General features: G+C 45.0%; 23 protein-coding genes. 12 read left to right on the top strand and 11 right to left on the bottom strand.

From position 1 onward, the window contains the following. The first annotated feature begins 16 nt into the window (after window positions 1-16). Both HBAL_RS12235 and HBAL_RS12230 read left to right on the top strand, forming a co-directional pair. A complete protein-coding gene (locus tag HBAL_RS12235) occupies window positions 17-979 on the top strand; it encodes a cation diffusion facilitator family transporter (RefSeq protein ID WP_015828259.1) in 963 nt (320 codons plus the stop codon). 15 nt (window positions 980-994) lie between these two features. After that, window positions 995-1,672 carry a glutathione S-transferase family protein gene (locus HBAL_RS12230; protein ID WP_015828258.1) on the top strand — a complete coding sequence of 226 codons (678 nt, stop codon included), beginning with the start codon at window positions 995-997 and terminating at the stop codon, window positions 1,670-1,672. Window positions 1,673-1,680: 8 nt separating this feature from the next. On the opposite strand, the gene HBAL_RS12225 is transcribed toward HBAL_RS12230, so the two are convergent. Continuing rightward, window positions 1,681-2,313, bottom strand: a complete 633-nt coding sequence (locus tag HBAL_RS12225; RefSeq protein ID WP_015828257.1) for a glutathione S-transferase N-terminal domain-containing protein — start codon at window positions 2,311-2,313, stop codon at window positions 1,681-1,683. Between the two features lie 141 nt (window positions 2,314-2,454). On the opposite strand from HBAL_RS12225, the gene argE reads away from it, so the two are divergent. From argE to HBAL_RS12205, 4 genes are all read left to right on the top strand, one after another. Beyond that, window positions 2,455-3,609, top strand: a complete 1,155-nt coding sequence (argE, locus tag HBAL_RS12220) for an acetylornithine deacetylase (RefSeq protein ID WP_015828256.1) — start codon at window positions 2,455-2,457, stop codon at window positions 3,607-3,609. Window positions 3,610-3,740: 131 nt separating this feature from the next. Further along, a complete protein-coding gene (locus tag HBAL_RS12215) occupies window positions 3,741-4,811 on the top strand; it encodes a hypothetical protein (protein ID WP_015828255.1) in 1,071 nt (356 codons plus the stop codon). Continuing rightward, window positions 4,808-6,256, top strand: a complete 1,449-nt coding sequence (locus HBAL_RS12210) for an MBOAT family O-acyltransferase (protein WP_015828254.1) — start codon at window positions 4,808-4,810, stop codon at window positions 6,254-6,256. The genes HBAL_RS12215 and HBAL_RS12210 overlap by 4 nt, the downstream gene beginning before the upstream one ends. A 147-nt stretch (window positions 6,257-6,403) precedes the next feature. Next, window positions 6,404-7,354 carry a DUF4238 domain-containing protein gene (locus HBAL_RS12205; RefSeq protein ID WP_083773125.1) on the top strand — a complete coding sequence of 317 codons (951 nt, stop codon included), beginning with the start codon at window positions 6,404-6,406 and terminating at the stop codon, window positions 7,352-7,354. Window positions 7,355-7,518: 164 nt separating this feature from the next. Here the strand turns inward: HBAL_RS12205 and galU are convergent, their stop codons facing one another. From galU to HBAL_RS12185, 4 genes are all read right to left on the bottom strand, one after another. Further along, the gene (galU, locus tag HBAL_RS12200) at window positions 7,519-8,415 is read right to left on the bottom strand and encodes a UTP--glucose-1-phosphate uridylyltransferase GalU (RefSeq protein ID WP_015828252.1); all 897 of its coding nucleotides are present in this window, start codon (window positions 8,413-8,415) and stop codon (window positions 7,519-7,521) included. Window positions 8,416-8,546: 131 nt separating this feature from the next. Next, the gene (gene glmS, locus HBAL_RS12195; protein ID WP_015828251.1) at window positions 8,547-10,373 is read right to left on the bottom strand and encodes a glutamine--fructose-6-phosphate transaminase (isomerizing); all 1,827 of its coding nucleotides are present in this window, start codon (window positions 10,371-10,373) and stop codon (window positions 8,547-8,549) included. A 466-nt stretch (window positions 10,374-10,839) separates the two neighbouring features. After that, a complete protein-coding gene (locus tag HBAL_RS12190; RefSeq protein WP_015828250.1) occupies window positions 10,840-12,363 on the bottom strand; it encodes a phosphomannomutase/phosphoglucomutase in 1,524 nt (507 codons plus the stop codon). Between the two features lie 245 nt (window positions 12,364-12,608). Next, window positions 12,609-13,211: a hypothetical protein gene (locus HBAL_RS12185; RefSeq protein ID WP_015828249.1), complete on the bottom strand. Its 603-nt coding sequence runs from the start codon at window positions 13,209-13,211 to the stop codon at window positions 12,609-12,611. A gap of 196 nt (window positions 13,212-13,407) precedes the next feature. On the opposite strand from HBAL_RS12185, the gene HBAL_RS12180 reads away from it, so the two are divergent. Continuing rightward, the gene (locus tag HBAL_RS12180; protein WP_015828248.1) at window positions 13,408-13,902 is read left to right on the top strand and encodes a hypothetical protein; all 495 of its coding nucleotides are present in this window, start codon (window positions 13,408-13,410) and stop codon (window positions 13,900-13,902) included. An 11-nt stretch (window positions 13,903-13,913) separates the two neighbouring features. Beyond that, window positions 13,914-14,372: a YcgN family cysteine cluster protein gene (locus HBAL_RS12175; protein ID WP_015828247.1), complete on the top strand. Its 459-nt coding sequence runs from the start codon at window positions 13,914-13,916 to the stop codon at window positions 14,370-14,372. Window positions 14,373-14,390: 18 nt separating this feature from the next. Here HBAL_RS12175 and HBAL_RS12170 read toward each other — a convergent pair whose 3' ends face one another. Next, on the bottom strand, window positions 14,391-15,125 hold the full coding sequence (locus tag HBAL_RS12170; RefSeq protein WP_015828246.1) for a hypothetical protein: 735 nt from the start codon (window positions 15,123-15,125) through the stop codon (window positions 14,391-14,393). A gap of 160 nt (window positions 15,126-15,285) precedes the next feature. Between HBAL_RS12170 and ruvC the strand changes: the two genes are divergently transcribed. Both ruvC and ruvA read left to right on the top strand, forming a co-directional pair. Beyond that, window positions 15,286-15,789, top strand: a complete 504-nt coding sequence (gene ruvC, locus HBAL_RS12165; protein ID WP_015828245.1) for a crossover junction endodeoxyribonuclease RuvC — start codon at window positions 15,286-15,288, stop codon at window positions 15,787-15,789. Continuing rightward, window positions 15,786-16,415 carry a Holliday junction branch migration protein RuvA gene (gene ruvA / locus HBAL_RS12160; RefSeq protein WP_015828244.1) on the top strand — a complete coding sequence of 210 codons (630 nt, stop codon included), beginning with the start codon at window positions 15,786-15,788 and terminating at the stop codon, window positions 16,413-16,415. Before ruvC ends, ruvA begins: the two co-directional genes overlap by 4 nt. Window positions 16,416-16,418: 3 nt before the next feature. On the opposite strand, the gene HBAL_RS12155 is transcribed toward ruvA, so the two are convergent. After that, a complete protein-coding gene (locus HBAL_RS12155) occupies window positions 16,419-17,054 on the bottom strand; it encodes a trimeric intracellular cation channel family protein (protein ID WP_015828243.1) in 636 nt (211 codons plus the stop codon). 222 nt (window positions 17,055-17,276) lie between these two features. Here HBAL_RS12155 and HBAL_RS12150 point away from each other — a divergent pair, with 222 nt between their 5' ends. Continuing rightward, on the top strand, window positions 17,277-18,176 hold the full coding sequence (locus tag HBAL_RS12150) for a hypothetical protein (RefSeq protein ID WP_015828242.1): 900 nt from the start codon (window positions 17,277-17,279) through the stop codon (window positions 18,174-18,176). A 60-nt stretch (window positions 18,177-18,236) separates the two neighbouring features. Here HBAL_RS12150 and serA read toward each other — a convergent pair whose 3' ends face one another. Genes serA through HBAL_RS12135 form a run of 3 tightly spaced genes read right to left on the bottom strand, consistent with a single transcriptional unit; the run spans window position 18,237 to window position 21,324 of the window. Next, the gene (gene serA / locus HBAL_RS12145) at window positions 18,237-19,814 is read right to left on the bottom strand and encodes a phosphoglycerate dehydrogenase (RefSeq protein ID WP_015828241.1); all 1,578 of its coding nucleotides are present in this window, start codon (window positions 19,812-19,814) and stop codon (window positions 18,237-18,239) included. Window positions 19,815-19,866: 52 nt separating this feature from the next. Continuing rightward, entirely contained in the window at window positions 19,867-20,160 is a 294-nt protein-coding gene (locus HBAL_RS12140; RefSeq protein ID WP_015828240.1) for a dATP/dGTP pyrophosphohydrolase domain-containing protein, read from the bottom strand. 3 nt (window positions 20,161-20,163) lie between these two features. After that, window positions 20,164-21,324 carry a phosphoserine transaminase gene (locus tag HBAL_RS12135; RefSeq protein ID WP_015828239.1) on the bottom strand — a complete coding sequence of 387 codons (1,161 nt, stop codon included), beginning with the start codon at window positions 21,322-21,324 and terminating at the stop codon, window positions 20,164-20,166. A 246-nt stretch (window positions 21,325-21,570) separates the two neighbouring features. Here HBAL_RS12135 and HBAL_RS12130 point away from each other — a divergent pair, with 246 nt between their 5' ends. Then, complete coding sequence (locus tag HBAL_RS12130; protein WP_015828238.1) at window positions 21,571-22,914, top strand: globin-coupled sensor protein; 1,344 nt, start codon at window positions 21,571-21,573, stop codon at window positions 22,912-22,914. Between the two features lie 32 nt (window positions 22,915-22,946). Here HBAL_RS12130 and HBAL_RS12125 read toward each other — a convergent pair whose 3' ends face one another. Then, window positions 22,947-23,813 (bottom strand): PhzF family phenazine biosynthesis protein, encoded by an 867-nt coding sequence (locus HBAL_RS12125; RefSeq protein WP_015828237.1) that lies wholly within the window; start codon window positions 23,811-23,813, stop codon window positions 22,947-22,949. Window positions 23,814-23,857 lie beyond the last annotated feature (44 nt).

Below are 23,857 nucleotides of genomic sequence, written 5' to 3'. Positions count from 1 at the left end.
GGCAACCATAGATATAATGGCTCATGATCACATGCCTGCGGGCCGAATGAACCCGCCGGAAGCAGCGGAAATTACAAAGCAAACTGTTTTGATTTCAGTTACAGTGGCTTCAATCCTTATTGGGTTGAAACTGTGGGCTTGGTTCGTATCTGGTTCGGTGTCTGTGTTAGCATCATTGGCAGATTCTGGGTTGGATATGGCGGCGTCATTGGTAACTTTGGGGGCTGTAATATATGCGGCTGTTCCACCTGATGCTGATCATAGATATGGGCATGGAAAAGCTGAGGGGTTTGCTGCATTAATGCAAGCAGGCCTTGTCGGCGCTTCATCTGCACTGATTGCGCGAGAAGCTTTTGATCGCTTTTTTGATCCTCGACCGATGGAAGAGGGCGTTATTCCAATTGTTGTGATGCTGATTTCAATCGGTTTAACGCTGGGATTAATCTACTTTCAAACGCGCGCCTTAAAGAAGACTGGCTCTATTGCGACGGCGGGAGACCGTGCGCATTATATGGCGGATTTGGGTGCAAATGTTGCGGTGATTATTGGGGTTGCGGGCGCTTCTTTTCTGAAAATTCCGTTGATTGATCCGATTATCGGGCTTGGTGTTGCTATCTGGTTGGCTTTTGGGGCGCTAGATGTTGCCAAAGAAGCGTTTAATCAGCTCATGGATCGGGAATTAAGCGATGAAGCGCGCGCGCGGATTATTGAGTTGGCGCAAGGTGATAGTAAAGAATGGTTTGTGCATGATTTAAGAACCCGTTCTGCGGGACCAATTATTCATATACAATTCCATCTAGATTTACCCAATACCAGTTCGCTGGCTGAAGCGCATGATATTATGGTAGAGTGTGAAAAACGAATCTTATCTGAATTCCCCGGAGCCGATATTCTTATCCATCCAGATCCTAAAGATGCAGTTCCTCACGGTACCGACTTTTTCAAATCGATGAGACAAGAAATAGCTCCAGATACATAAAGCGGAACCGTATTGATGCGCACTTTATATCACTGGATATTGGATCCGTTTTCACGTTGTGTACGCATTGCTCTTGCAGAAAAAAAGATCGAATTTGCATTAGAAACATCATCTCCGTTTGAAGCGGATTCAGAAGCGCAGAAGCTAAACCCTATAGGCGGTGCTCCAGTATTGGTTGATATGTCAGCTGCTGGCCGGGTTATTATTTCAGAGCCGCGTGCGATTTTAGAATATATTGATGAAGTTTATGCGGGTTATCCTTTATTGCCTAAGAACCCCGTTGATCGTGCTGAAGTGCGTTGGGTTATGGGGTGGCTGGAGCGCGGCTTTGAAAATGATGTAAATGCCACATTGCTGCGTGAACGTATCATGATGCGTTATTTGCGCGCTGGGAGACCAAATACGAGCGCATTGCGCGAAGGCGCAAAAGCGCTGGATGGATACCTTAAACATATTGAAGCGATAACGGCTGTTCGTCCTTATTTGGCGGGGGATGATTATACGCTCGCTGATGTAAGCGTAGCTGCGCATTTGTCTTGTTTGGATTATTTTGGGGATGTTGTTTGGAACCGATTTGAAAATACGAGCAGCTGGTATCTTCGTATGAAAAGTCGAGCTAGTTTTAGAGAAATACTCAAAGATAGTTTGGAGGGTGTGCTGCCAGCTCCACATTATGCAGAGTTGGATTTTTAGACCTAGGATTATTGATCCAATAAGGGAACACTCATACCGCGACCAACAGCTGCGCGTTGCCCGATAATATCAAGCCAGCGCAATATGTTTGGGAGGGATGATGTATCATCTTCAGCAAGGTTGAAGCCTGCTTTTACCCATGGATAGAGTGCCATATCAGCGATAGAATATTCGCCCGTGACATAGTTTTTATTCTCTAATTGTTTATCTAAAACAAGATGAAGGCGATGCACTTCATTTTTAAAACGCCTAAAAGCATAGTCACTAAATTCTGGTTTTTCAGCTAAGTTTTTGAAGTGATAAAATTGACCCGTCATGGGGCCATATCCACCAATTTGCCACATTAGCCATTGAAGCGTGAGGGATCTTTCAATGGGGGAGGTGGGCAGAAATTTTCCAGTCTTTTCTGCCAGATAGATTAGAATCGCTCCGCTTTCAAATATGTTGATTGGGCCATTGGGGGTGTCAGTGTCGGTGATGGCAGGAATTTTATTGTTGGGGGAGATTTTTAGGAATTCAGGATCGAATTGTTCTTCCTTACCTATATTGATAGGGTGAGCTATGTAATCCAAACCGGTTTCTTCAAGCATAATCGAAATTTTCTGGCCGTTTGGAGTGTTCCACGTGTATAGATTTATCATCTATGGCATCCTGTAATTTTAAGCTGGTCGTATTTGCTTCAATGACTGTAAACTGAAAATAGATTTGAAAAGTAACTAGACCTTCATTTGGTTCGGTGCAGTGTATTTCGCAATATGGATATTTAGACGAGGTCGTCACAAATGAGTGATTTGCAAACAGCTAAAGATATTCTCACTAGACTTGTTGGATTTGATACGACTTCGCGTGATTCCAATTTGGAATTAATTGAATGGGTTAGAGCTTATCTTGAACCTTTCGCTTCGCAAATCAATATCCTGCACAATGAAGAAGGCAATAAAGCCAATTTGTGGGCGCGTATTGGGCCTAATGTTGCTGGTGGGATTGTATTATCGGGTCATTCGGATGTTGTGCCTGTGGATGGTCAACCTTGGTCGACACCGCCGTTTGAACTAACAGAAAAAGACGGCAAATTATTTGGCCGTGGGTCTTGCGATATGAAAGGCTTTCTGGCGCTTGCACTTGCGTTCGCACCAGAAATGGCGGCGGCGGATTTAAAGAAACCTTTCTACATTGCTATCTCTTATGATGAAGAGATTGGCTGTGCTGGTGTGCTCAGCATGATTGATGAGCTTGTTAGTCTGGAATCAAAACCATCAATCTGTTGGGTGGGAGAGCCAACGCTTTGGGGCGTGGTGACAGGTCATAAGGGCATATGCAATCACGAAGTTGTTGTGACGGGTATGGAGATGCATTCAAGCCTGCCGCATTTAGGCGCATCTGCCATTCATGAAGCGCTGGAAATTATGGGTGTGCTGCGTGATACTGCGAAATGGTTGAAGGAAACAGCACCAAGCGAAAGTTTATTTGAGCCACCTCATGCAACATTGACCATTGGTGTTGTTGAAGGCGGCACAGCTGCCAATATTATTGCGAGAGAATGTCGCTTTTTGTTTGATTTAAGATCGCCCCCTGGCGTGGATGCGGCGCAAACTTTAATTCCATTTTATGAAAAAGTTGAAGAAGTGGATGCGCGATTGAAGGCTTTCCATCCATCTTGTGGCGTTGAGGTTGTGAAATTATCGGACGCGCCACCGCTAGGGACTGAAGAAGATGGTCCGGCTGAATTGTTGGCACGATCTTTGACCGGAGATAACCAAACGCGATTGGTGGGCTATTGCGCAGAAGCAGGGCAATTTCAGAACGCTGGCTTGTCCACTATCGTATGTGGACCGGGCTCGATTGAACAAGCGCATCAGCCAGATGAATTTGTCGCTGTTTCGGAGTTGGAAACAGGAATTGGCATTATGAAGAAAATGCTCAACACAATGGTGTGATAATTCAGGCTATATATTGACTTTGGTTAGCTATTTGCATGTCTGCTATTTGTAATGAGTTGTTTTAATTTAGAGATTTTCTTTTTCGTTTAAATGTGAACGAAACCGGGGCAAGGGGAGCTTCTTCTAAAATGCCAGTTATTCTGTTTCTTATTGGTATTCTGGCATTGGGTGTTGCCGTGCTTATGAGAGCGCCGCGCAAGAGCAATGCTTTTTTGCCAATTGCTAGTTTTACCGGCGGGCTGATTGTGAGTGCAATATGTATTGCTGGGGCGGCACGTCTTTTTGACTTTCAACGTACAACCGATTTTGATCATTTTACAGCCAATAGTATTGAAGTGACTGCGGCGGATGACGCGCCAATCGCTTTGTTCTTGGGAGCGAGCCTTTCTCGAAATGCGATTGATGATGAGCGTTTGACCCAATTACTGCGCGAAAAAGGATATCCACATCGTGCGATCAATCTGTCTCTTGAAGGATCTTCGCTGCAAGAACGCAACAAAGCTTTGCTTGAATACTTAAAACGCGCACCGAGGGCACCTGATGTGGTGTTTTTGAGCGTGGTGCAGGAATTTGATGAATTGTCGGCCTATGTATTTAAGGTCGCGAAATTTTCAGATCGCGCCATTGATCAGTTTGACCGCGAGGCTGCTGAATGGGCGGGTTTAGGCATTGTCGGCGGTGCATGTTATGGCACAATTGGATGTATTAAGGACATTGTCTTTGGCGGTATTCATCTCACACTAAATTCACTAAATGTCGGTTTGCTTTCAAGTGGCGAACGTTTCTCTGATGTTGAAAAAAAGCCCGCATATGATCCACAGACTAAACCACGCCAAGAACAGACACTCGATGAAATTGTTGAAGCGCTAGATGAGGTTTTGCCGACGGAAGCAACAAATGGTCCGCATTGGGCGATGAGCTTTAGAGCAATGCAGCGAGGGCATTTAAAAGATGCTGGTGTGCGTAGAATAAGTTATTATGCGCCGCCAACAGTGGATGCTGGCATTCGCGCTTATACTCAGAATGTGTGTGCGGGTGAGTTGGTTAAGTTCAATTGTATTCCGGCCAATGACCCAATATTGCTTGATCAACTAAAGTCTCAAATATGGTTTGACCCTGAGCATTTATTGGCTGACGGCGCGCAGATCTATACAAGCTGGCTTGCAGACAAGATAGATGAGACTGGAGCGCTGAAATGATTTTTACAGACGCAATTTTTCCAATATTTCTGACACTTGTTTTTGCCGCGCATTGGTTGCTGCCAGCAAAGTTCAAAGAAGCACGCCTTATGGTGTTGCTGGGTGCGAGCGCGATTTTCTATGGATGGTGGGATGTCCGCTTTCTGGCGCTTATTGGTGTCGTCATTGCCATAGCGTGGGGCGCTGGTCTGTATGCGGGTGACAAATCGCTGGACGAGAAACAGCGCAATAGGGCGACAATGTTGGGTGTTACCGCCAATTTGCTGATCCTTGGCGTTTTCAAATATTTCAATTTCTTTGCTGATAGCTTTATTGATCTGCTCAATTTGGTTGGGGTGAATGCGAACCCTTCGACGTTGAAGATTATTCTGCCAGTAGGGGTGAGCTTTTATATTTTTCAGGCGATTAGTTTTATTGTCGATGTGCGGCGTGAAGAGTTAGCCGTTGAAACCCGGATACGACGCGTTGCACTATATATTGCTTTCTTCCCGCAGCTAGTGGCTGGTCCTATTGTACGTGCGGCTGGATTCTTTCCGCAGATGGAAAAAGATCGCAAATTATCTAGCGAGATTATGCTGTCAGGTCTGCGTTTCTTCGCGATTGGATGGGTATATAAGGCCGGCTTTGCTGATAATATCGCACCGTTTGTCGACCCTGTGTTTGGTAATCCGATGGTGGCGGGCGATTCAGATGTGTCCAACTGGACCAATTTATCGCTAGTAGGCGCGACTTTCGCATTTGGCGCGCAGATTTATTTTGATTTTGCTGGCTATTCGATGATGGCGATTGGGGTGGCGCGTTGGTTTGGATTTTTCATTCCGCGTAACTTTGACTTTCCATATTTATCAACATCGATTGCAGACTTCTGGCGACGTTGGCACATATCCCTATCTAGCTGGTTGCGTGATTATCTTTACATCTCGCTTGGCGGGAATAGGGCGGGTAAACTGCGCACATATGTCAATCTGTTTGCGACAATGTTGCTGGGCGGATTATGGCACGGCGCGGCTTGGACATTTGTGATTTGGGGCGCGTTGCATGGAGCGGCCCTTGCTGTGCACCGTTTGTTGCTTGGGAATAAGAAGTATTTGATTGGCGGCGTGCTAGGTGCTGCAATCGGATTGGTTTTGACGCAGGTGTTTGTCATTATGGTGTGGGCACCATTCCGCGCTGAGAATATGGGCGATGTTTTGCAGGTTTGGGCAGCGTTTACTGGGCTACGTGATAGCTCTGAGGCGGTGAAGTCACTTGAATGGATTGTCTGGCTTGCACCATTGGCTGTTATTCTGGATGGCATTTTGGGCAAGAGCGGTTTCACTAAACTGTCTCGCTCGACAATCATGCGGCATCCGGCATTGTTTTGGGGGGCGTGCGGCGTCTTTATGGGCTGTGCATTGGCATTCTTCCCGCTGCAAGCTGCACCCTTTGTGTATTTCCAGTTTTAGGGGAAGTAACGGGGCTGGAATTGTTGGCCGCAAAGCGACATTCTTGTTTGATCAATTTAACGGTGGTTTTGTCCTAATAAGAGTGGGATAGCATATTAATTCTAAAGGCGTCTTTGAACACTGCGCGATGTTCATTACATTGAGCAAATGACAATTTCAAGAAAACAGGCTCGAAACCATCACTGGATTTCACAATGTTATCTGAAGTGGTTCACCACTCCGGTCAGCAAGCATAGTATGTTATGGGTGTACGACTTTGCTCGTGATAAGAGTTTTAGATCGAAACCCAGAGGGGTCGGAGCGCAAAAAGATTTCAATCGAATTGATATACAAGACTATCCAGGAGACGCGGTTGAGACGGCGATGTCCTTATTCGAAAACGAGGTAGAAACCGGTATCAAGAAAGTAGTCAGAGGAAATGGCTTCTTTGAAACGAATGATGACTTTAACATCATCCTAAATTTCATAGCATTGTTGGCTGTACGAAATCCTGCTTTTCGCGAACAGAGACGGGAGTTTCGTCAGAGAGTGAGTGAGGGCATAATGGATGTGGTTCTTTCATCGCCCCACATATACGAGTCAGAAATGAAACGAGTGCTCAAAAAAGGATCAATTGAACAAATACTGCCTTATGAGAGAATGCAGGACTTCCATCGCCGAAAGGAATACACCTTTGAAGTGGCAAGAGAGGGACAAATCCGAGAAGAATTCGAACTTCAAGACTCTATTTTAAAAGTTCTAGGAAGTCGTCCTTGGACGATTATCAGAAGTAATCCTGATGCCGGAGAGTTTATAACGTGTGATCACCCAGTTATGCTACGACCAAGCGGCCCAGAAGCTGTCGGCAAGCCTTTGGGTTTCGGTTTAAAAGTAGCTTCGATAATTTTTCCACTTTCTAAATACGTCTGCGTGATCAGTGATTTTGATATAGAGCAGCGGGTTATTCAAGCTGATAAGGTTATGGTTGGAAGCCTCAATCGTGAAGTCGTTCTATCAGCTAAGCCTCAACTATATGCTTCAAATGACGCTTTCCTATTCTTCGATCCAATTTCGGAAGAGCCTAAGGTTGGTGCCCAATTGTCATCAGTTTGTCGATAATAAATCAGGTTCGTGGAAAATGTCTGCTCTTATGCCAATGTCTGCCGTAGAGATTTTGAATTTGAATGCCACCTTTTGACGATCAAATCCCAGCCTTCAAACACAAAAAAAGCCGCCGCTTCTGTGGAGAAGGGCGGCTCTTTTAAATTAATAGCTCAGTTAATTTAGCTGAATTTTTTCAATAGTGCTTCGAGGATTTCACGAGCTTGTGCGCTGTGTTCTTTGTCAGCGAGTGCGTAGCCAGCTTGAGCTTGAAGATAAAGCATCTTGTCACCACAATCATAATCGTCACCGTCAAAACGGGACGCATAGAATTCTTGCTTCGCCATCAAACGTTCCATGGAGTCAGTCAACTGAATTTCATTACCAGCACCGGCGCTTTGTGTTTCAAGAAGCGCGAAAATTTCTGGTTGTAGGATATAGCGACCAGTGATCTTAAGGTTGGAAGGTGCATCTTCTGTCGCTGGCTTTTCAACCATAGCATCCATTTTAATCAGCTTTTTGGAAACATCAGCTCCGGCAGCTGGTTTGATCACACCATATTTGTGAACACGTTCCATTGGGACTTCATCCACAGCAATGATATTGCCACCAACTTCATTATAGCTGTCCATCATCTGCTTTAAGCAGGAGACCTTGCTGTTGACCAAAACATCTGGAAGCAGAACAGCAAATGGTTCATCGCCGATAATGTCTTTGGCACATAAAACAGCATGGCCAAGACCTTTTGCTGTTTGTTGGCGCGTAAAGCTTGTTGATCCTGCAGGAAGCGTTGTCGCTTGTACTTCAGCTAAGATTGCCTCTTTGCCGGAACGTTTGGACAGGCTGTCTTCTAGCTCATATGCGCTGTCAAAATAATCTTCGATAGCACCTTTATTGCGACCCGTTACAAAGACGATGTGTTCAATACCGGCTTCAAGCGCTTCACGAACCACGTGGTCGATTGCTGGACGATCAAATACCGGCATCATTTCTTTTGGAATCGATTTTGTTGCTGGTAGTACGCGTGTTCCAAATCCTGCGACAGGTAGAACTGCCTTACGTACGGGTTTAATAGCCATTTGTGGTCCTCTAACTTTATCGTCTGATACAATTTGTCCCGAAAATGGACGTTGAACTATAATCACAACATTATATGCAAATCACGGGACACATATCTTAAATATGTAATTGTCTGCTTACAGTAGAAAAATTACTCAACTGTGACGGATTTTGCTAGATTTCTAGGTTGATCGACATCAGTTCCTTTTTCCACAGCTACATAATAAGCTAGCAGCTGAATAGGCACTGAATATAAAATGGGTGCAATAAATGGATCACAGCTAGGCGCTATGAGGGTCCAAGCAGGTGTATCTGCACCAACCTTTGCACCATTTTCATCGGTGATTAGCAAAACTTTACCATGGCGAGCTGCAACTTCTTGCATGTTGGAAATTGTTTTTTCTAGCAATGGATCTGTTGGTGCGATCATAACAACAGGTGTGTTTTCATCAATCAGAGCTATCGGGCCATGTTTTAGCTCACCTGCGGCATAACCTTCGGCGTGGATATAAGAAATTTCCTTAAGCTTGAGGGCACCTTCCATTGCGATAGGGAACATGGTGCCACGCCCCAGATAAAGAACGTCGCGCGCTTTGGATAGATCGACTGCGAGTTCTTTGGCAGCATTTTCAACCTTCAAGGCTTCTGTTATGCGACCTGGAATTTGCATGAGTTGTTCGGTGAGGTGTGTTTCGTCTTTTTCGGTAAGAACACCTCGTGCACGTCCTGCGATCACTGCTAAGCTGGCAAGGGAACATAATTGCGCGGTGAAAGCTTTTGTTGAGGCGACCCCAACTTCTGCACCGGCCAATGTTGGAAGAATTGCATCTGACTCACGGGCTATTGTAGAAGTAGGGACATTGACCACAGCTGCTGTCGTTAATCCATTTTCCTGACAATAGCGAAGTGCAGCAAGTGTATCGGCTGTTTCGCCTGATTGAGTCACAAAAATAGCAAGCGCATTTTTAGATAATGCGGGTTCACGGTATCTGAATTCAGAGGCGATATCTGTTTCTACTGGTAGTTTTGCGTATTTTTCAAACCAGTATTTAGCAACGCAACCGGCATAATAAGCTGTACCACATGCAATAATGTAGACACGATCAAAAGAGGTAAAATCCAATTCCTGCTCATTGGGTAATTGGGCTGTTTGATCGACTGCATTGACATAGGCACCAATTGTACGCGCTGTTGATTCAGGTTGCTCAAAAATTTCCTTGAGCATGTAGTGGCGATAGGGACCTTTATCGACAACATCGGCAACGCCAAGCACTGTATCAATCGTATAAGCAACTTGTTCGCCGTCATCGTTGAAAACATTGATGCTGTGACGGGTGAGAGCACACCATTCGCCCTCTTTCAGATAGATGACTTTATCGGTGAAGGGGGCGACGGCAAAAGCATCAGAGCCTAGATAGGTTTCTTCATTTCCAACACCAATAATAAGGGGAGATCCTTTTCTCGCCCCAAACATAAGATCTTCTTCGCCTTTGATGATGATCGCGACACCAAAAGCACCGCGAAGTTTTGCAATTGTCGTTTTGACGGCTTCAAAAGGCGGCTTTCCGGCATCCAATTCAATTTCGACGAGGTGGGCGATAGTTTCGGAGTCTGTTTGCGTTTTGAATTCACATCCCTTCGCTTCAGCTTCTTCACGAAGTTCACGAAAGTTTTCAATAATTCCGTTGTGAACAATTGCGACACGGCCAGCTGTGTGAGGGTGGGCGTTATTTTCGTTAGGAGCGCCATGGGTTGCCCAGCGTGTGTGTCCGATACCTGCATTTCCAGGTGTTTTCACAGACTCCATGGCAGCTTCTAGATTTTTTAGCTTTCCGGGTGCCCGCACGCGGAACATTTCGCCAGAATCCAATGTGGCAATACCTGCAGAATCGTATCCACGATACTCAAGTCTGCGCAACGCCTCCAATATCCGTGGAGCTGCCGGCTTAGTCCCCAATATTCCAATTATCCCACACATAATTTGAAGCCCTCTACTAAAATTTATCGTCTACCGTAATGCACGTTTCTCGCCACTGCTAGATGACCCAAAAAAACACATTAGAAAAGCTAATTATTTCGCAAATAATGATGCAATATATTTCAATGCTTTAGGTGAAGAGTTTTGTTCTCAAAGAGAAAAAGGCGCGGTGTTTGGGGGAAACACCACGCCTTTATAGACTCGGGGAGAATCTGGTGTCCGACGGCAAGGGGCTTGGGGGCTGTTGAGGTTTGCCGCCGGACTGATGTCGTCAGCGTGACTACCTTTGCTGCCGACAAACTCAGAATGGAGTCCAATTGCGGCAGGTAAAAGGCGGGACAATGGTCAAACAATGAGCAAGCAAGGTAAATTTATGATTCACCAAAAAAGAAAAAGGGCGCTCAAAAGAGTGCCCTTTATATTTCTCATTCAAATCACTTTGATATGCGATATGAGGAACTTATTTTTAGATTTCTTGGTTGTATGCACCAACTTCATCAAAAGCAGCCAAGCGAGGTTTGACTTCTTCACGGAAAAGAGCACGCATATCTTCGTCTGACACCATGCTTTCAACCACGACGACCAATTCTGGCTTGTTAGATGATGCGCGAACCAAAACCCATGAGCCATCTTCTAAAGTTACACGTGCACCATTTACTGTGTTCACTTCAACGATTTTACGTCCAAGAATTGATGCACCTTCTTTTCCAAGTGTTTCATAGGCTGCAACAACTTTATCGACGACACCGTATTTGATTTCATCGTCACAATGGGCTGCCATTGTCAAAGATGTGTATGCAATGCCGAGTTCGTCTTTTAGCTGTGCAATCGTTTTATCTGGGTTGCGGTCCAACATACGCAAGACTTCAGCAGCAGCCACAAGACCACAATCATATCCATATCCAAGTGGTGGACGGAAGAAGAAGTGCCCTGATTTTTCAAATCCAGCGAGAGCATCAAGGTCGGTTGTGCGACGCTTAATGTATGAGTGGCCAGTTTTGTAATAGTCTACTGTTGCACCATTTTCTTTCAAAACTGGATCAGTTTTGTAGAGACCGGTGGATTTTACATCGACCACGAATTTTGCATTTGGATAGTTTTTAGAAAGGTCACGCGAAAGCATTAGGCCGATTTTATCAGCGAAAATTTCTTCACCTGTATTGTCGACAACACCGCAACGGTCTCCATCACCATCAAAGCCGAGCGCAACATCAGCATCATGTTCTTTGAGCGCTTTAGCCATTGCTTCAAGCATGACTGAATCTTCAGGGTTGGCGTTATAGTTTGGGAAGGAGTGATCAAGTTCACAATCAAGTTCAATAACTTCAACACCCATATTGCGAAGGGCGTCTGGTGCGAATGCACCGGCTGTTCCATTACCACATGCTGCAATGACTTTGAGAGGGCGTTTGATTTCAATTTTGTCGGACACGGACTCGATGTATTTTTCGCGCATGCCTTCAACGCGGATAAGTTTACCACCATCACGCGGCTCGAACTTTCCATTGAGGACGACATCACGAAGTTGACCCATTTCATCAGGTCCAAAAGTGAGCGGTTTGTTGGCACCCATTTTGACACCAGTCCAACCATTTTCGTTGTGGGATGCGGTTACCATGGCGACACAAGGAATATCGAGTGCAAATTGAGAATAATAAGCTGTGGGGGATAGTGCGAGTCCGATGTCGTGGACTTCCATGCCGGCTTCAATGAGGCCAACAATAAGTGCTTGTTTGATTGCGATTGAGTAAGAGCGGTAGTCATGTCCAACGACGATTTTTGGTTCCACGCCCATTTGGTGCACGACAGTACCCAAACCAAGCCCTAGCGCCTGTACACCTAAATAGTTTAATTCAGGAGCTTTAGAATTACCGTCAATACCGAACCACCAACGCGCATCATATTCTCGAAAACCTGTAGGCTTCACGAGTGGTGTTGTTTCAAATTCAAGTGTATTTGCTGCGATATTTGCTTTTGGCATCATTGGCATAGGCTTTTTCCCCTTTAAAGGTCCCACTATAACTCGCTTATAGGCTAACCCATTCGCGTTTGGTTGGTCACAATTGCAATAGTCCTCTACCTCGCAACTGACAACGCAGCGTTAAGGTAAAAGCCAACTATTGATGTAATAACATGTAACACTCGCAATTACGGTGCCTAAATCAGGGTTGTACGCAAGAAATTACATTAATGTCACAAACAGCGGCTTTTGTAGGAATGTCGTCTGAATATTGTTCAATTTGATGCGAGCATTTCAAAACGAACTGATTTCACTTCTACATCAAAACCTTGATCGGCTGTAACGGGGCGAAGCGCAAAGAAGTCGTTTCCGATACCATCACCCGCGCCTGGAGGGCGGTATTCAAAGCTAAATTCAGAGAATTGCGGTTCAAGTGTGAACTTCTGCCACCCAGATGTTTCTGTCGCATTTGCAGCATAATTTGCTTCAAATGCCATTTTTTCATTTGGGCCGGATTCTTTGTAGTTGGCGGGCTGTCTTGCTATGATTGTGATTTTTAAAAATTGTTTAGCATAAGCTTTTTCAACATCAGCTTCGAGTCTGAGGTGGGGACCAAAGCTTGGCAGATCGTATAGTTCGCCTTGTTTGACGCCTATTTTAAGAAGGTAGGAATCACCCGTTTTGGATAATTCAAGTTTTCCCGCTTCACCCGTAATAAACCGGTTGAGATTACGGTTTTTGACGAGCAGATCTTTAGTGTCTAGGTTTGCAGCACTCATCGCACCTGTCGGTAATTTGTCGGACCAAGGTGATAAAGCAAGTAGAAGGAGAATTGTACCAACGAGCACACAAGATGAGAAAAAGAACTTGTCTGACATTTTTCCCTCTCTTAGATGCCTTGCTCAATATATGCTAGTTTTGCAGTTATCTATGTCATAACGGCTTAGTTAATGTGCACAAGTCACAATTAGCATATCTTTTTATAATTGGTTGGACTTGGAGGTTTGGTAAGCGAATGGTAACTCTCTCCTTTTACAATCTGTAATTTCTTTCAACGAACATTTGAAGTGGAAAATGAACGTCGTAAATTTGGATAGAGATGAGCTAGCTGCCGCAAACATCAATCCTGACACAGGGTTGGCGACGGATTATCTCAACCATTTTAATGAAGTCGCGATGTTGATTGATATGCTTGAATCCATGCCTGATATGAGTGAGGAAATATTGGATTGGGCTCCGCTTGCTTATCCTGAACACTTCACTCAGACAGGATTTCGCGCGAAAGATTTGGCGATTCGAGCGTATGAATTGTGTGATCCAGATATTCGCAAACGGTTTGATGATGCATGCCAAGCTGTTGAAATAAAAATTGGCGAAGTTCAAGTAATATTGCAAAGTGGGGTTGAAGCTTTGGGAGATCCGACTATTTGGTCTAAGCAATTATACAGTTTAATTGCCGCAATCGGTGGTGTGATTAATCCCAATGGGCTAGGCGATTACGCTGTTGGTCTTGAAGAAGAACAAAGTTCTGGTGATGATCAGTCAGCGATTGATGCCTTGTTCGATTAGAATTTATTGATTTGACCCTTAACTCTCTACCTTTTTGGAAATCTAAAACTTTGGAACAGCTTTCTCATGATGAATGGGAAAGTTTGTGCGATGGTTGTGGCAAATGCTGTCTTTTGAAACTGGAAGATGAAGACACTGGTGAAATTGCATATACCAAACTGCATTGTAAGCTTTTTGATGCGTCAACATGCCGGTGTAGCAATTATGAAAATAGAAAAGAAAAAGTGCCTGAGTGCGTAACCCTTACGCCAGCGAAAATACCAGACTTAAAATGGATGCCTGTTACGTGTGCGTATCGCCTTGTATCGGAAGGTAAAGACCTGCCAGAGTGGCATCATTTGGTATGCGGTGATCGCGGTGCTATTCACAAAGCAGGAAAATCTGTCCTTGGAAAAACAGTCTGTGAAGACACTGTATTTGAAGGCACCGAGTTTGACTGGATCGTGAACTGGGAAGATATGGAATTTTGATTGAGCTATTTTACCGACTTAAAAACGTTGGGAGATAGATTTTTGAGACTCAAAATTTTGCATTGATAATTCTTGGATTTTTCGTTGCATTGCATCTGCCAAGTTTAAAACAATCTCATCATCTCTTGTATCTTTTGAGGTCCACCTAGCCAATGTGTTGCGTTTGGGGCGTTCTGCCCAAGTAGACGCAAGCGGTGCACCACCGTTCAGATCGAGTAGATGAGCTTCACCCATTATGTCTAGATGGCTTGCTCGCGTTTCAACATAAGACTCTTGTGCATAATCCCAATCCCAAAATGGGAGTTTGCTTTTGATATGTCGAGATAGTCTTAAAGCCGGATTGGCTGTTTTCTTTGTACGGTATTTTACGCCTTCAGATTTAGAAACAACGCCATAAACCAATAGATAATCATATCCTTGATTTTGCGCTGCGAGCCTTGCCGATAGAATGGCAGAGCCTTGACCAGATCCAGTCTCCAGAGCACCGCCCGGCAAAAGGTTATTGTGAGGGATTGGTTCTATTCTTGAAATCAACGCGCCAAGATTCATTGAAAATTGGCTCCATATACGGCGATCTAATTCACCGGGTATGACTGCTCCGTTTTCATCCATTCTAAGAAAGACAACAGAGGCAGGTAACTTTAACAAAGGGTGGGTTCGCGCTGATGCTTTGGGCGTGAGCAAAAGACTTACACCGCCAGCTGCAATAACAGAGCGACGTGAATATGTAGCTAGTTCGGTTTTAGCTGTCATTAGAATGTCCAATTGCATCCAATATCACAAAAAGCAGTCATTTTTGTAAGAATCACCACAATCGCGTTAACGTAAGGTACACAAAATCAAGATGATGTAGGCTGGAACAAAACAAGACTCGCTATTTTGCAGTCCACGCACCAGTTATGGGAAGATATTCATGTCTAAGGCCGTTCGCATTCTAGGAGTTGACCCCGGGCTGAGAAATACTGGATGGGGCATCATCGATATGGTTGGACCTAAACTTTTGTGGGTCTCACATGGCGTGATAAAACCCAAGACGAGTTTGCCCATGTCTGAGCGCCTTGCATTTATAGTAAACGGCTTAAACGAAGTGATCGAAACACATAAACCAGATGAGGCCGGTATTGAGGAAACATTTGTCAATGTGAATCCCAAATCAACTTTATTGTTGGGGCAGGCGAGAGGGGCAGCAATGGCTGGTTTGTCATTGGCAGGATTGTCTGTGGCGGAATTTGCGGCAACGAAGGTCAAGCAATGCGTTGTGGGAACGGGAGCTGCTGATAAAGATCAGGTCACTTTCATGATAAAACGTTTACTGCCCAAAGCTGAAGCGATGACGGCTGATGCCGCTGATGCGCTTGCAATTGCGATTACGACTGCTAACCATCGCGACATTAAAAGTTATAGGAAAACAGCATGATCGCACGCCTAAAAGGAATTGTCGCGGCCACGGGTGATGGTCAGGCGCTTATCGATGTAAATGGCGTTGGGTATGTGCTTTTTTGCGGTGGTCGCACATTAGCTAGATTGACCATTGGGCGGGAGAACACAGTTTTTGTTGAAACCCAAATGTCAGAAAATGCCATAAAACTTTATGGATTTGAGACGGCAGAAGATAGAGCTTGGTTCTCACGGTTGCAGGATGCGCCAGGCGTCGGCGCAAAAGCAGCGCTGAACATTCTGGATGCCCTGACACCAGCGCAATTGATGGATGCAATTGTATTGGGAGATGCCGCATCTGTTCAGCGTGCACATGGCGTCGGGAAGAAATTGGCAGAGCGCGTTGTGTCTGAATTTAAAGACAAGCCGCCGCCAGCAGGTTTATTCTCTGTTAGCTTTGCACCATCTGAAGGGGTAGAAGGATTAGCATCGACGTCTACTGCTTCAACAGGAAGCCGTGCTGCAGCTGCATCCGCACTGACGAACCTTGGTTATCAAAACGTCGATGCACAGCGTGCAGTGGCCGTTGCAGCAAAAGAACTTGGTGAAGATGCAAGCGAAGGAGCTTTGATTAAAGCTGCTTTGAAAGCACTGGCTCCAAGCTAATTGTTATTCTGCAGGGGGAAGTTCGTCTGGGTATTTGGGGAAGGTTAAATGCCATCCTCTGACCATAGCAAACATACGTAGAGCCATTGCGAGCACGGTTGCTGTAACGGTTTTAACTTCATTACTCATCCAATCTGCGGGGACGAGTACATAAATGCCGCCGCCCAAAAGTGCCGCGCTAATATAGATTTCTTTATTGAATAGAATCGGTTTGTCACCGCAGATAACATCGCGGATGATACCGCCAAAACTTGCACTCATTGCGCCAAATAGGATGGCAACAAAAGGGTGAGCACCGGCCTCTTGGGCTTTGGCTGCTCCTAGAACTGCAAATAAAGCCAATCCAACAGCATCAGCGTATAATAACCATTTTAGGCGCTGACCAATGATCCAACTATTGAGGAAACACACGACCACTGCGCTGATGATACAAATAGCAATATTGGTGGGATCATTGACCCAGCTTACTGGTGTGGCACCTAACAAAACATCGCGTAATGTCCCGCCGCCGACACCTGTGACGGAAGCCAAGAAAGCAACTCCCACCACATCCATTTGCTTACGCAATCCAAGAAGGGCACCAGAAACAGCGAACACAATAATGCCCATGTAAGCTATTATTTGTAGGATGTTTTCCAACCTGAACCTCATAAGCAGGGATTTTAAAACACATTATTGGGATAGATGTTTGATGGCTTAATTGCTCAACGTCAACTCGCATATTGGGTGAGTAGCTCTTGTATCGATCAAAGGGGCTAAGTAGTGTGTGGTTCGGGCGATACGCAATAATAAAAATATAATAATGTTAATTTCGATCTGCAAAAGCCTGCGTAAATGGGTTTTGCATTGGGGAGAAGTATTGTGAATTTGAAAAATCGCCTTCTGGCGTTGGGCTTAACACTTAGCGCTGCGGGGTGTGCTATAAACCCTCAGATAGAAGCCGCTGGAATATATCCTCAGCCGCAGGCAAAAACGTGCCCATCTGACGTAGGATTTGCGTCACGATTTGCTGTCGGAAGTGATCTACTCATATCTAATTTTGACATAAAGCCAGATTTGGATGACGTCCATTCAATCGCTGCGGTGGGAAGTGTCTTACGTTCAAATCCATATCGTGACGTAGATTATGTCGCGGTTGTTGGCACTTATGGGAACCAAGATGGCGAATATGTTGATGTGCCAGACTTGTTTTCCACCGCTTTTGAGAACAATTGGGTGGATGCACATAATAAGCGTTCAGAAGCGTTGAATATTGTATCTAAAAAAATTGAGAAAACACTCGATGCAGGCGGACGTATTTGGATACAGGAAGCCGGACAATCACATTTCACATATGATCTAATTTCACCAATATTTGAGGCGAGTAAGAAAGATCTAAAATCCAAATTTGTGGTGGTTCAACATTCGATGTGGAATGAACATATGTCGGATCTGTCTCACTTATTGTGGTTGAACACCAATACATCATATGTGCGTGTGCAAGATGGGAATATGGCTGGAAATGGTTCGCCAGGATATGCATCACAGGATGGACGAGCATGGCCGCAGCTGCTTGAACATTCAGAGCTGGGCCCGCTTTGGACATTGGCAAAGCAGATTGCAGATAAGTATAATCCTAAAGCTATATATGTGAACCATTTCATCCGTGACGGAGGTTTTGATTTCTCTGATACCACCGAGCTGGCCTATATTTTAGGTTTCGACGGAATGTATGACCAAAACGACTTTTTCCAGTGTTTTGCTGGAATTTCTAAAAACTAGAACAAAAAAACGCCAGCTTCTATCAGGAGCTGGCGTTTTAAAATGTGCTATAATTAAAGCTTAAAAACGAAGAACTTTCGCGTAACGCACTTGAGTTAGCGCTTCGATTTTTGCCATTGCTTCAGCTGGTACATCTTGATCAATACCAACCATTGCAATTGCGTCACCGCCTTGTTCTTCACGACCAAGGTTAAATGTGGCAATATTGACACCAGCTTCACCAAGGATTGAACCAAGGCTACCGATAAATCCAGCTTCGTCATTATTGTTGATGAAGAGAATGAATGGACGGAATTTTGCTTCCAGAGCCATGTCTTTGACGGCAACAATACGAGATTGTCCGTTGACGATTGTTCCAGCGATTGTACGCCATTTACCACCAACGCGTACTTTAATGCGGATTAGGCTATCATAAGTGTCGCTGTCTTCTTGTGTGCTTTCTTTTAAATCAATGCCGCGCTCTTTAAGAACTGTAGGTGCAGACACCATGTTCACATCTTTCATCGATGCGCGCATGATTCCAGCCAGAGCCGCAGATGTAAGTGGCTTGCGGTTTAGTTCACAAACTTCACCTTCATAATCGATTTCAACTGCATCAAAGCCTTCAGTTGATATTTGACCAGCAAACTCACCAAGCTTCTCAGCAAGTTCAGCAAAAGGCTTTAAACGCGGTGCTTCTTCAGCTGTGATTGATGGCATGTTCAGGGCGTTAGACACGGCACCTGTTAGCAAATAGTCCGCCATTTGTTCTGCAACTTGGAAAGCAACATTGTCTTGAGCTTCTACGGTTGATGCACCAAGGTGAGGCGTTGCGATAAAGCCGCGTGTTCCAAACAAAGCGTGTTCTTTGGCTGGCTCTGTTTCAAATACATCAAGCGCTGCTGCTGTGATGTGACCATTGTCGAGAAGGTCTTTCAAAGCTTCTTCATCGACCAAACCACCCCGGGCACAGTTGACAATGATGACGCCTTTTTTTGTTTTACCCAAGTTTTCTCGAGATAGAATATTACGTGTTTGGTCAGTTAGAGGCGTGTGCAATGTGATTGCGTCAGCGCGTGCAAGCAACTCGTCTAATTCAACTTTTTCAACACCAAGTTCAACAGCGCGTTCTTCTGTTAGGTAAGGGTCAAAAGCGACGACTTTCATTTTGATACCAAGCGCGCGCTCAGCAACCAAAGATCCAATATTCCCGGCACCAATTAGACCAAGTGTTTTTGCGAACAATTCTGTTCCAACATAGTCTTTTTTCGGCCATTCGCCGTTTTGTGTGCGGGCAGAAGCTGCTGGTATCTGGCGGGCAGCAGCAAAGAGCATAGCAATAGCGTGCTCAGCTGTCGTAACTGCGTTTCCAAATGGTGTGTTCATCACAGCCACACCTTTGGCAGTGGCGGCTGGAATGTCGATATTATCAACACCGATACCCGCACGACCAACCACTTTTAGCTTGTCAGCTTTAGCAAAAACAGCGGCATTAGGTTTACATGCTGAACGTACAGCTAGACCGTCATAATCGCCGATAATGTCAGCTAGCTCGTCTTGTGAAAGACCCACTTTAACATCGACTTCGATGCCGCGAGCTTTGAAAATGTCGATAGCTCCAGGAGCTAGGCTGTCACCGATAAGAACTTTAATTGTCATCGTTTTATCCTTTTACGCATAAGCGCTGAAATTGTGCACATGAAAGGGGGAATTAGATATGTCCACCAGTGCCGTCACCAATGGAATTCCACGTGCGATTTCTGTTGATTTTCATTTTATTGTCGACTTCGTCAGCAAGCTCTTTGTTTAAGGTTCCCATGAGGCGATGAAGCAGGATTGTGACATCTGCTGCTTCTTTACCGGCTTCTTCGGTATCGCCATTTTCAAGGGCTTCGATTAGCTCGTCCATTTCTTCCGCCGCACGTTTTACAAGTGCGACGGGGTTTTGGACTTTACCAAACGTTTCATCACCCCAAACCAGAATAGATTTGCTGGTTTCGGTCATGATTTATAGCTCTGCAACTGTCGCGGCGAATGCCCAATCAAGCCAAGGTCCAAGCTTTTCAAGGTCGGATGTATCAACTGTTGCTCCACACCAGATACGCAGTCCTGGAGGTGCATCACGATATCCCGCAATGTCGTATGCCACATTCTCTTTATCGAGAAGGCCAGTCATTTTTTTCACAAAAGCTTGCTGTCCATCAGTGTCAAGGCCAGCCACACGTGCATCAGTGATTTTAAGCGTCACAGATGTATTTGAACGTGTCGCTTGGTCTTCACAAAGGAAAGCGGCCCAATCAGAAGTTTCCACGAATTTAGCAACAGCAGCGAGGTTTGCATCTGCGCGTGCCATTGTTGCTTTTGCGCCGCCAATGCTTTCAACCCAATTGAGGGCGTCAAGGCAATCTTCCACAGCTAGCATAGAAGGTGTGTTGATCGTTGCACCTTCAAAAATGCCTTCGTTCAACTTGCCTTTTTTGGTCATGCGGAACAATTTTGGAAGCGGGCGGTCTGGTGTAAATGTCTCTAGGCGCTCAACAGCTTTAGGTGACAGTATCAACATACCGTGTGCACCTTCACCGCCGAGGACTTTTTGCCAAGAATAAGTTACAACATCAAGTTTTTCCCATTGTAGGTCTTGGGCAAAAACAGCAGATGTCGCGTCACAGAAAACCAAGCCTTCTTGATCGGCAGGGATCCAGTCAGCATTTGCAACGCGTACGCCGGATGTTGTACCATTCCAAGTGAAGATGACGTCAGCTTCTTTGCGAATTTTGCTGAGGTCAGGTAATTGACCATAGTCCGCTGTGTGAACTTCTGCATCGACTTTGAGTTGTTTGGTCACATCAGTGACCCAGTCATTCCCAAAGCTTTCCCATGCAAAAACATCAACTGGGCGAGGGCCAAGCATTGACCACATTGCAGCCTCGATCGCGCCTGTGTCTGAACCAGCCATAATACCAATACGGTAACCAGCTGGCAGGCCAAGAAGCTCGGCTGACTTATCAATCAATAATTTAAGTTTGGATTTTCCAATTTTGGCGCGGTGTGATCGGCCATTGGGAGCATCTTCAAGAGCTGCTGGCGTCCAACCTGGACGTTTGGCACATGGGCCTGAAGAAAACTCGGCACGCGCAGGGCGCACGTCTGGTGTCGTGAGTGTCGTCATCTGAATTGTACTCCTATCCTTACAGATAGGCTGAGCGCCGTTGGGGACGCTTGGCCCGCAGTCTGTGTCTCGCAAATTTGAAGGGACGTCAAGCCATTAAAATATTGTACATTTGTTCTATAAATTTACCTCGAGTTAAACAAATAAGCTGAAGTATTAACCATATCAAAACAATATAGAAAACTCGAATGCGAGATGAATTATGCTCTTGCTATGACAGCTATATTAAGAAGCAGGACGATTATAATGACTAGCAATATTGAGCTAGAAAATAGGCTGACATTTATTGGAATGGACGCTAATTATCGAAATTATCTAAAACAAGCATCTCCTATTATATTAGAAGCTCTGCCATCGATATTGGATGATTTATACAAGCATTTCGATAAGCATTCGTCGGCTTCAGGCTTTTTTCCTAATAGTGCTGTTAAAAAGCATGCGCGAGACAAGCAGCTTGACCATTGGACGCTCATCCTAACCACTTCTTTCGGCGAAGCGTATATCAATTCAGTTCAAAAAATTGGTGCCGTTCATGCGCAATTAGATCTGCCGCTGGATCTTTATATTGGCAGTTATTCATTCATAATCGAGCGATTAAATAACAAATTGGCGGAGGTCTTTTTTGCTCAACGTAGAAAGGGCTTACAGTTGTTTCAGCAATGCTCAGCCGCTGTTTCCAAAACCGCACTATTGGACATGGAGTTGACTGTTTCAACAATTGAGAATTTGCGTCATCAAAGCCGTGATGGAGCGCGTTTTAAAATTGTCGAAGATTTTGAAAGTAAGATTCTCGTTTTTGTAGATAAAATTGCCAATTCCGTGGGGAATTTAGAATTAACTGCGCGGACTATGGGGGAGGTTGCTGATTCAACTTCTCAACAATCAATATCCATGTCAGCGGCGGCAGAACAAACATCCTCAAATGTGTCTGTGGTGGCCAAATCAGCTGAAGAAATGGGAGGGGCAGTTCAGGAAATTGCTCAGCAAGTGAACCATGCATCTCGCATCGCAGCTGAAGCAGTGACAACTGCTCAAGAAACAGGGAATACGATTAATTCACTGTCGGTTGCCGCGTCCAAAGTGGGAGATATTATTTCTCTTATCTCTGATATAGCGGAGCAAACCAACCTACTTGCATTAAATGCGACAATTGAAAGCGCGCGTGCAGGTGAGGCCGGAAAAGGTTTTGCTGTGGTTGCCTCAGAGGTCAAGCAGCTTGCAAGCCAAACTGCAAAAGCGACCAGTGATATTCGTTCTCAAATTGAAGAAATGTTGACTATAACCAGCCGGTCTGTGGAAGCTATTGATGTGATTCAGTCAAAAATTGATAATATCAATTCAACGAGTATTTCAATAAACGCTGCTGTCGAAGAGCAGGCTTCCTCTACGCAAGAAATCGCCAGGAACACGCGTGAAGCTGCTCGTGGTACACAGGAAGTTTCTGAACACATCATCAACGTTAAACAAGGGGCTGTTGATACAGGAACTGAGTCTTCCAAGGTTATTCAGTCCTCCGCTGAATTGGGTGATCAGGCGAGTGTGCTTCGCGAGGAAGTGCGCGCATTCCTTCAATTGTTGAAAGCTGCCTAGTTAAAAGTTGCAACCTCGCAATGGATAGCTGTTTATAAATTAAAATGGCCATCTATTACGAGGACAGCACTTCCAATGAGTTTTACGCGGTCTCCCTCCAAGCGTGTCGCAATATCAGCGCCGCGCCCAGGGAAAGCCTGAAAACAATTTAAGCTTTGCTTATCCAAGATTTTGGAGAAAAGTGGAGCAATCATGCAATGCGCCGACCCTGTTGCAGGGTCTTCAGGGATGCCTGAACCGGGACAGAAAACGCGAGAAACGACATCATGTGTCGCACCGTCAATTGCGGTGCATATTAGATTACCAGTATCACCCTCATGTCCTAGCGAAAGTTTGGATATAGCTTTTGTGTCGGGTTTGAGGTTGCGGACTGTTTCAGCATCACTGAAAATAGCAAGCATAAACGGTCCAGACCATAATTCTGACGGTGTGTCTCGTAATGCTGACGTAAAGTCTGCAAGCAGGAATGACCCTGACCAAACGCCATCTTCAGGGATGTCTTTGGGGTTAGGAAGATTAATTTTTTCACTCTTATACGCAGGGAAATCCATTTCCAGACGCCCATCTTCTAGACGTGAAACAAAGAGGTTTCCTGAATGGGTTGTTTGAAATGTGATTTGTTGGCTGTGGACCTGATCTGTTTCAAACAATACATAAGCGCTGGCTAATGTGGCATGTCCACATAACGGAACTTCAACGCTAGGCGTAAACCAGCGGATATCCCAAACATCATTGCCTTTTGATACGATGAAAGCTGTTTCGGCGACGTTATTTTCTGCTGCAATAGCTTGCATTTTCTCTGTGGGCAGAAATGAATCCAGTGGAATAATTGCAGCAGGGTTACCCTTCAAAGGTTCGTTTGTGAAAGCGTCAATTTGGAAAAAGCGATACTGAGCCATGATACTTGCAATCTTAGTTGGGATAATATGCTTAATTATATAAT

It is taken from the genome of Hirschia baltica ATCC 49814, assembly GCF_000023785.1.
GTDB classification, from domain to species: Bacteria; Pseudomonadota; Alphaproteobacteria; order Caulobacterales; family Hyphomonadaceae; genus Hirschia; species Hirschia baltica.
This window is presented reverse-complemented; position numbering and strand designations above follow the sequence as displayed.

Coding starts and splice junctions, on each gene's coding strand:
- galU (WP_015828252.1), bottom strand. CDS start 8,415: ATGGCTATTAAACCCGTACGTAAGGCAGTTCTACCTGTCGCAGGATTT.
- glmS (WP_015828251.1), bottom strand. CDS start 10,373: ATGTGTGGGATAATTGGAATATTGGGGACTAAGCCGGCAGCTCCACGG.
- HBAL_RS12210 (WP_015828254.1), top strand. CDS start 4,808: ATGATTTTTACAGACGCAATTTTTCCAATATTTCTGACACTTGTTTTT.
- HBAL_RS12190 (WP_015828250.1), bottom strand. CDS start 12,363: ATGCCAATGATGCCAAAAGCAAATATCGCAGCAAATACACTTGAATTT.
- HBAL_RS12230 (WP_015828258.1), top strand. CDS start 995: ATGCGCACTTTATATCACTGGATATTGGATCCGTTTTCACGTTGTGTA.
- HBAL_RS12225 (WP_015828257.1), bottom strand. CDS start 2,313: ATGATAAATCTATACACGTGGAACACTCCAAACGGCCAGAAAATTTCG.
- HBAL_RS12215 (WP_015828255.1), top strand. CDS start 3,741: ATGCCAGTTATTCTGTTTCTTATTGGTATTCTGGCATTGGGTGTTGCC.
- serA (WP_015828241.1), bottom strand. CDS start 19,814: ATGACAATTAAAGTTCTTATCGGTGACAGCCTAGCTCCTGGAGCTATC.
- HBAL_RS12125 (WP_015828237.1), bottom strand. CDS start 23,813: ATGGCTCAGTATCGCTTTTTCCAAATTGACGCTTTCACAAACGAACCT.
- ruvC (WP_015828245.1), top strand. CDS start 15,286: ATGTCTAAGGCCGTTCGCATTCTAGGAGTTGACCCCGGGCTGAGAAAT.
- HBAL_RS12205 (WP_083773125.1), top strand. CDS start 6,404: ATGACAATTTCAAGAAAACAGGCTCGAAACCATCACTGGATTTCACAA.
- HBAL_RS12135 (WP_015828239.1), bottom strand. CDS start 21,324: ATGACGACACTCACGACACCAGACGTGCGCCCTGCGCGTGCCGAGTTT.
- argE (WP_015828256.1), top strand. CDS start 2,455: ATGAGTGATTTGCAAACAGCTAAAGATATTCTCACTAGACTTGTTGGA.
- HBAL_RS12140 (WP_015828240.1), bottom strand. CDS start 20,160: ATGACCGAAACCAGCAAATCTATTCTGGTTTGGGGTGATGAAACGTTT.
- HBAL_RS12130 (WP_015828238.1), top strand. CDS start 21,571: ATGACTAGCAATATTGAGCTAGAAAATAGGCTGACATTTATTGGAATG.
- HBAL_RS12170 (WP_015828246.1), bottom strand. CDS start 15,125: ATGACAGCTAAAACCGAACTAGCTACATATTCACGTCGCTCTGTTATT.
- ruvA (WP_015828244.1), top strand. CDS start 15,786: ATGATCGCACGCCTAAAAGGAATTGTCGCGGCCACGGGTGATGGTCAG.
- HBAL_RS12185 (WP_015828249.1), bottom strand. CDS start 13,211: ATGTCAGACAAGTTCTTTTTCTCATCTTGTGTGCTCGTTGGTACAATT.
- HBAL_RS12180 (WP_015828248.1), top strand. CDS start 13,408: ATGAACGTCGTAAATTTGGATAGAGATGAGCTAGCTGCCGCAAACATC.
- HBAL_RS12235 (WP_015828259.1), top strand. CDS start 17: ATGGCTCATGATCACATGCCTGCGGGCCGAATGAACCCGCCGGAAGCA.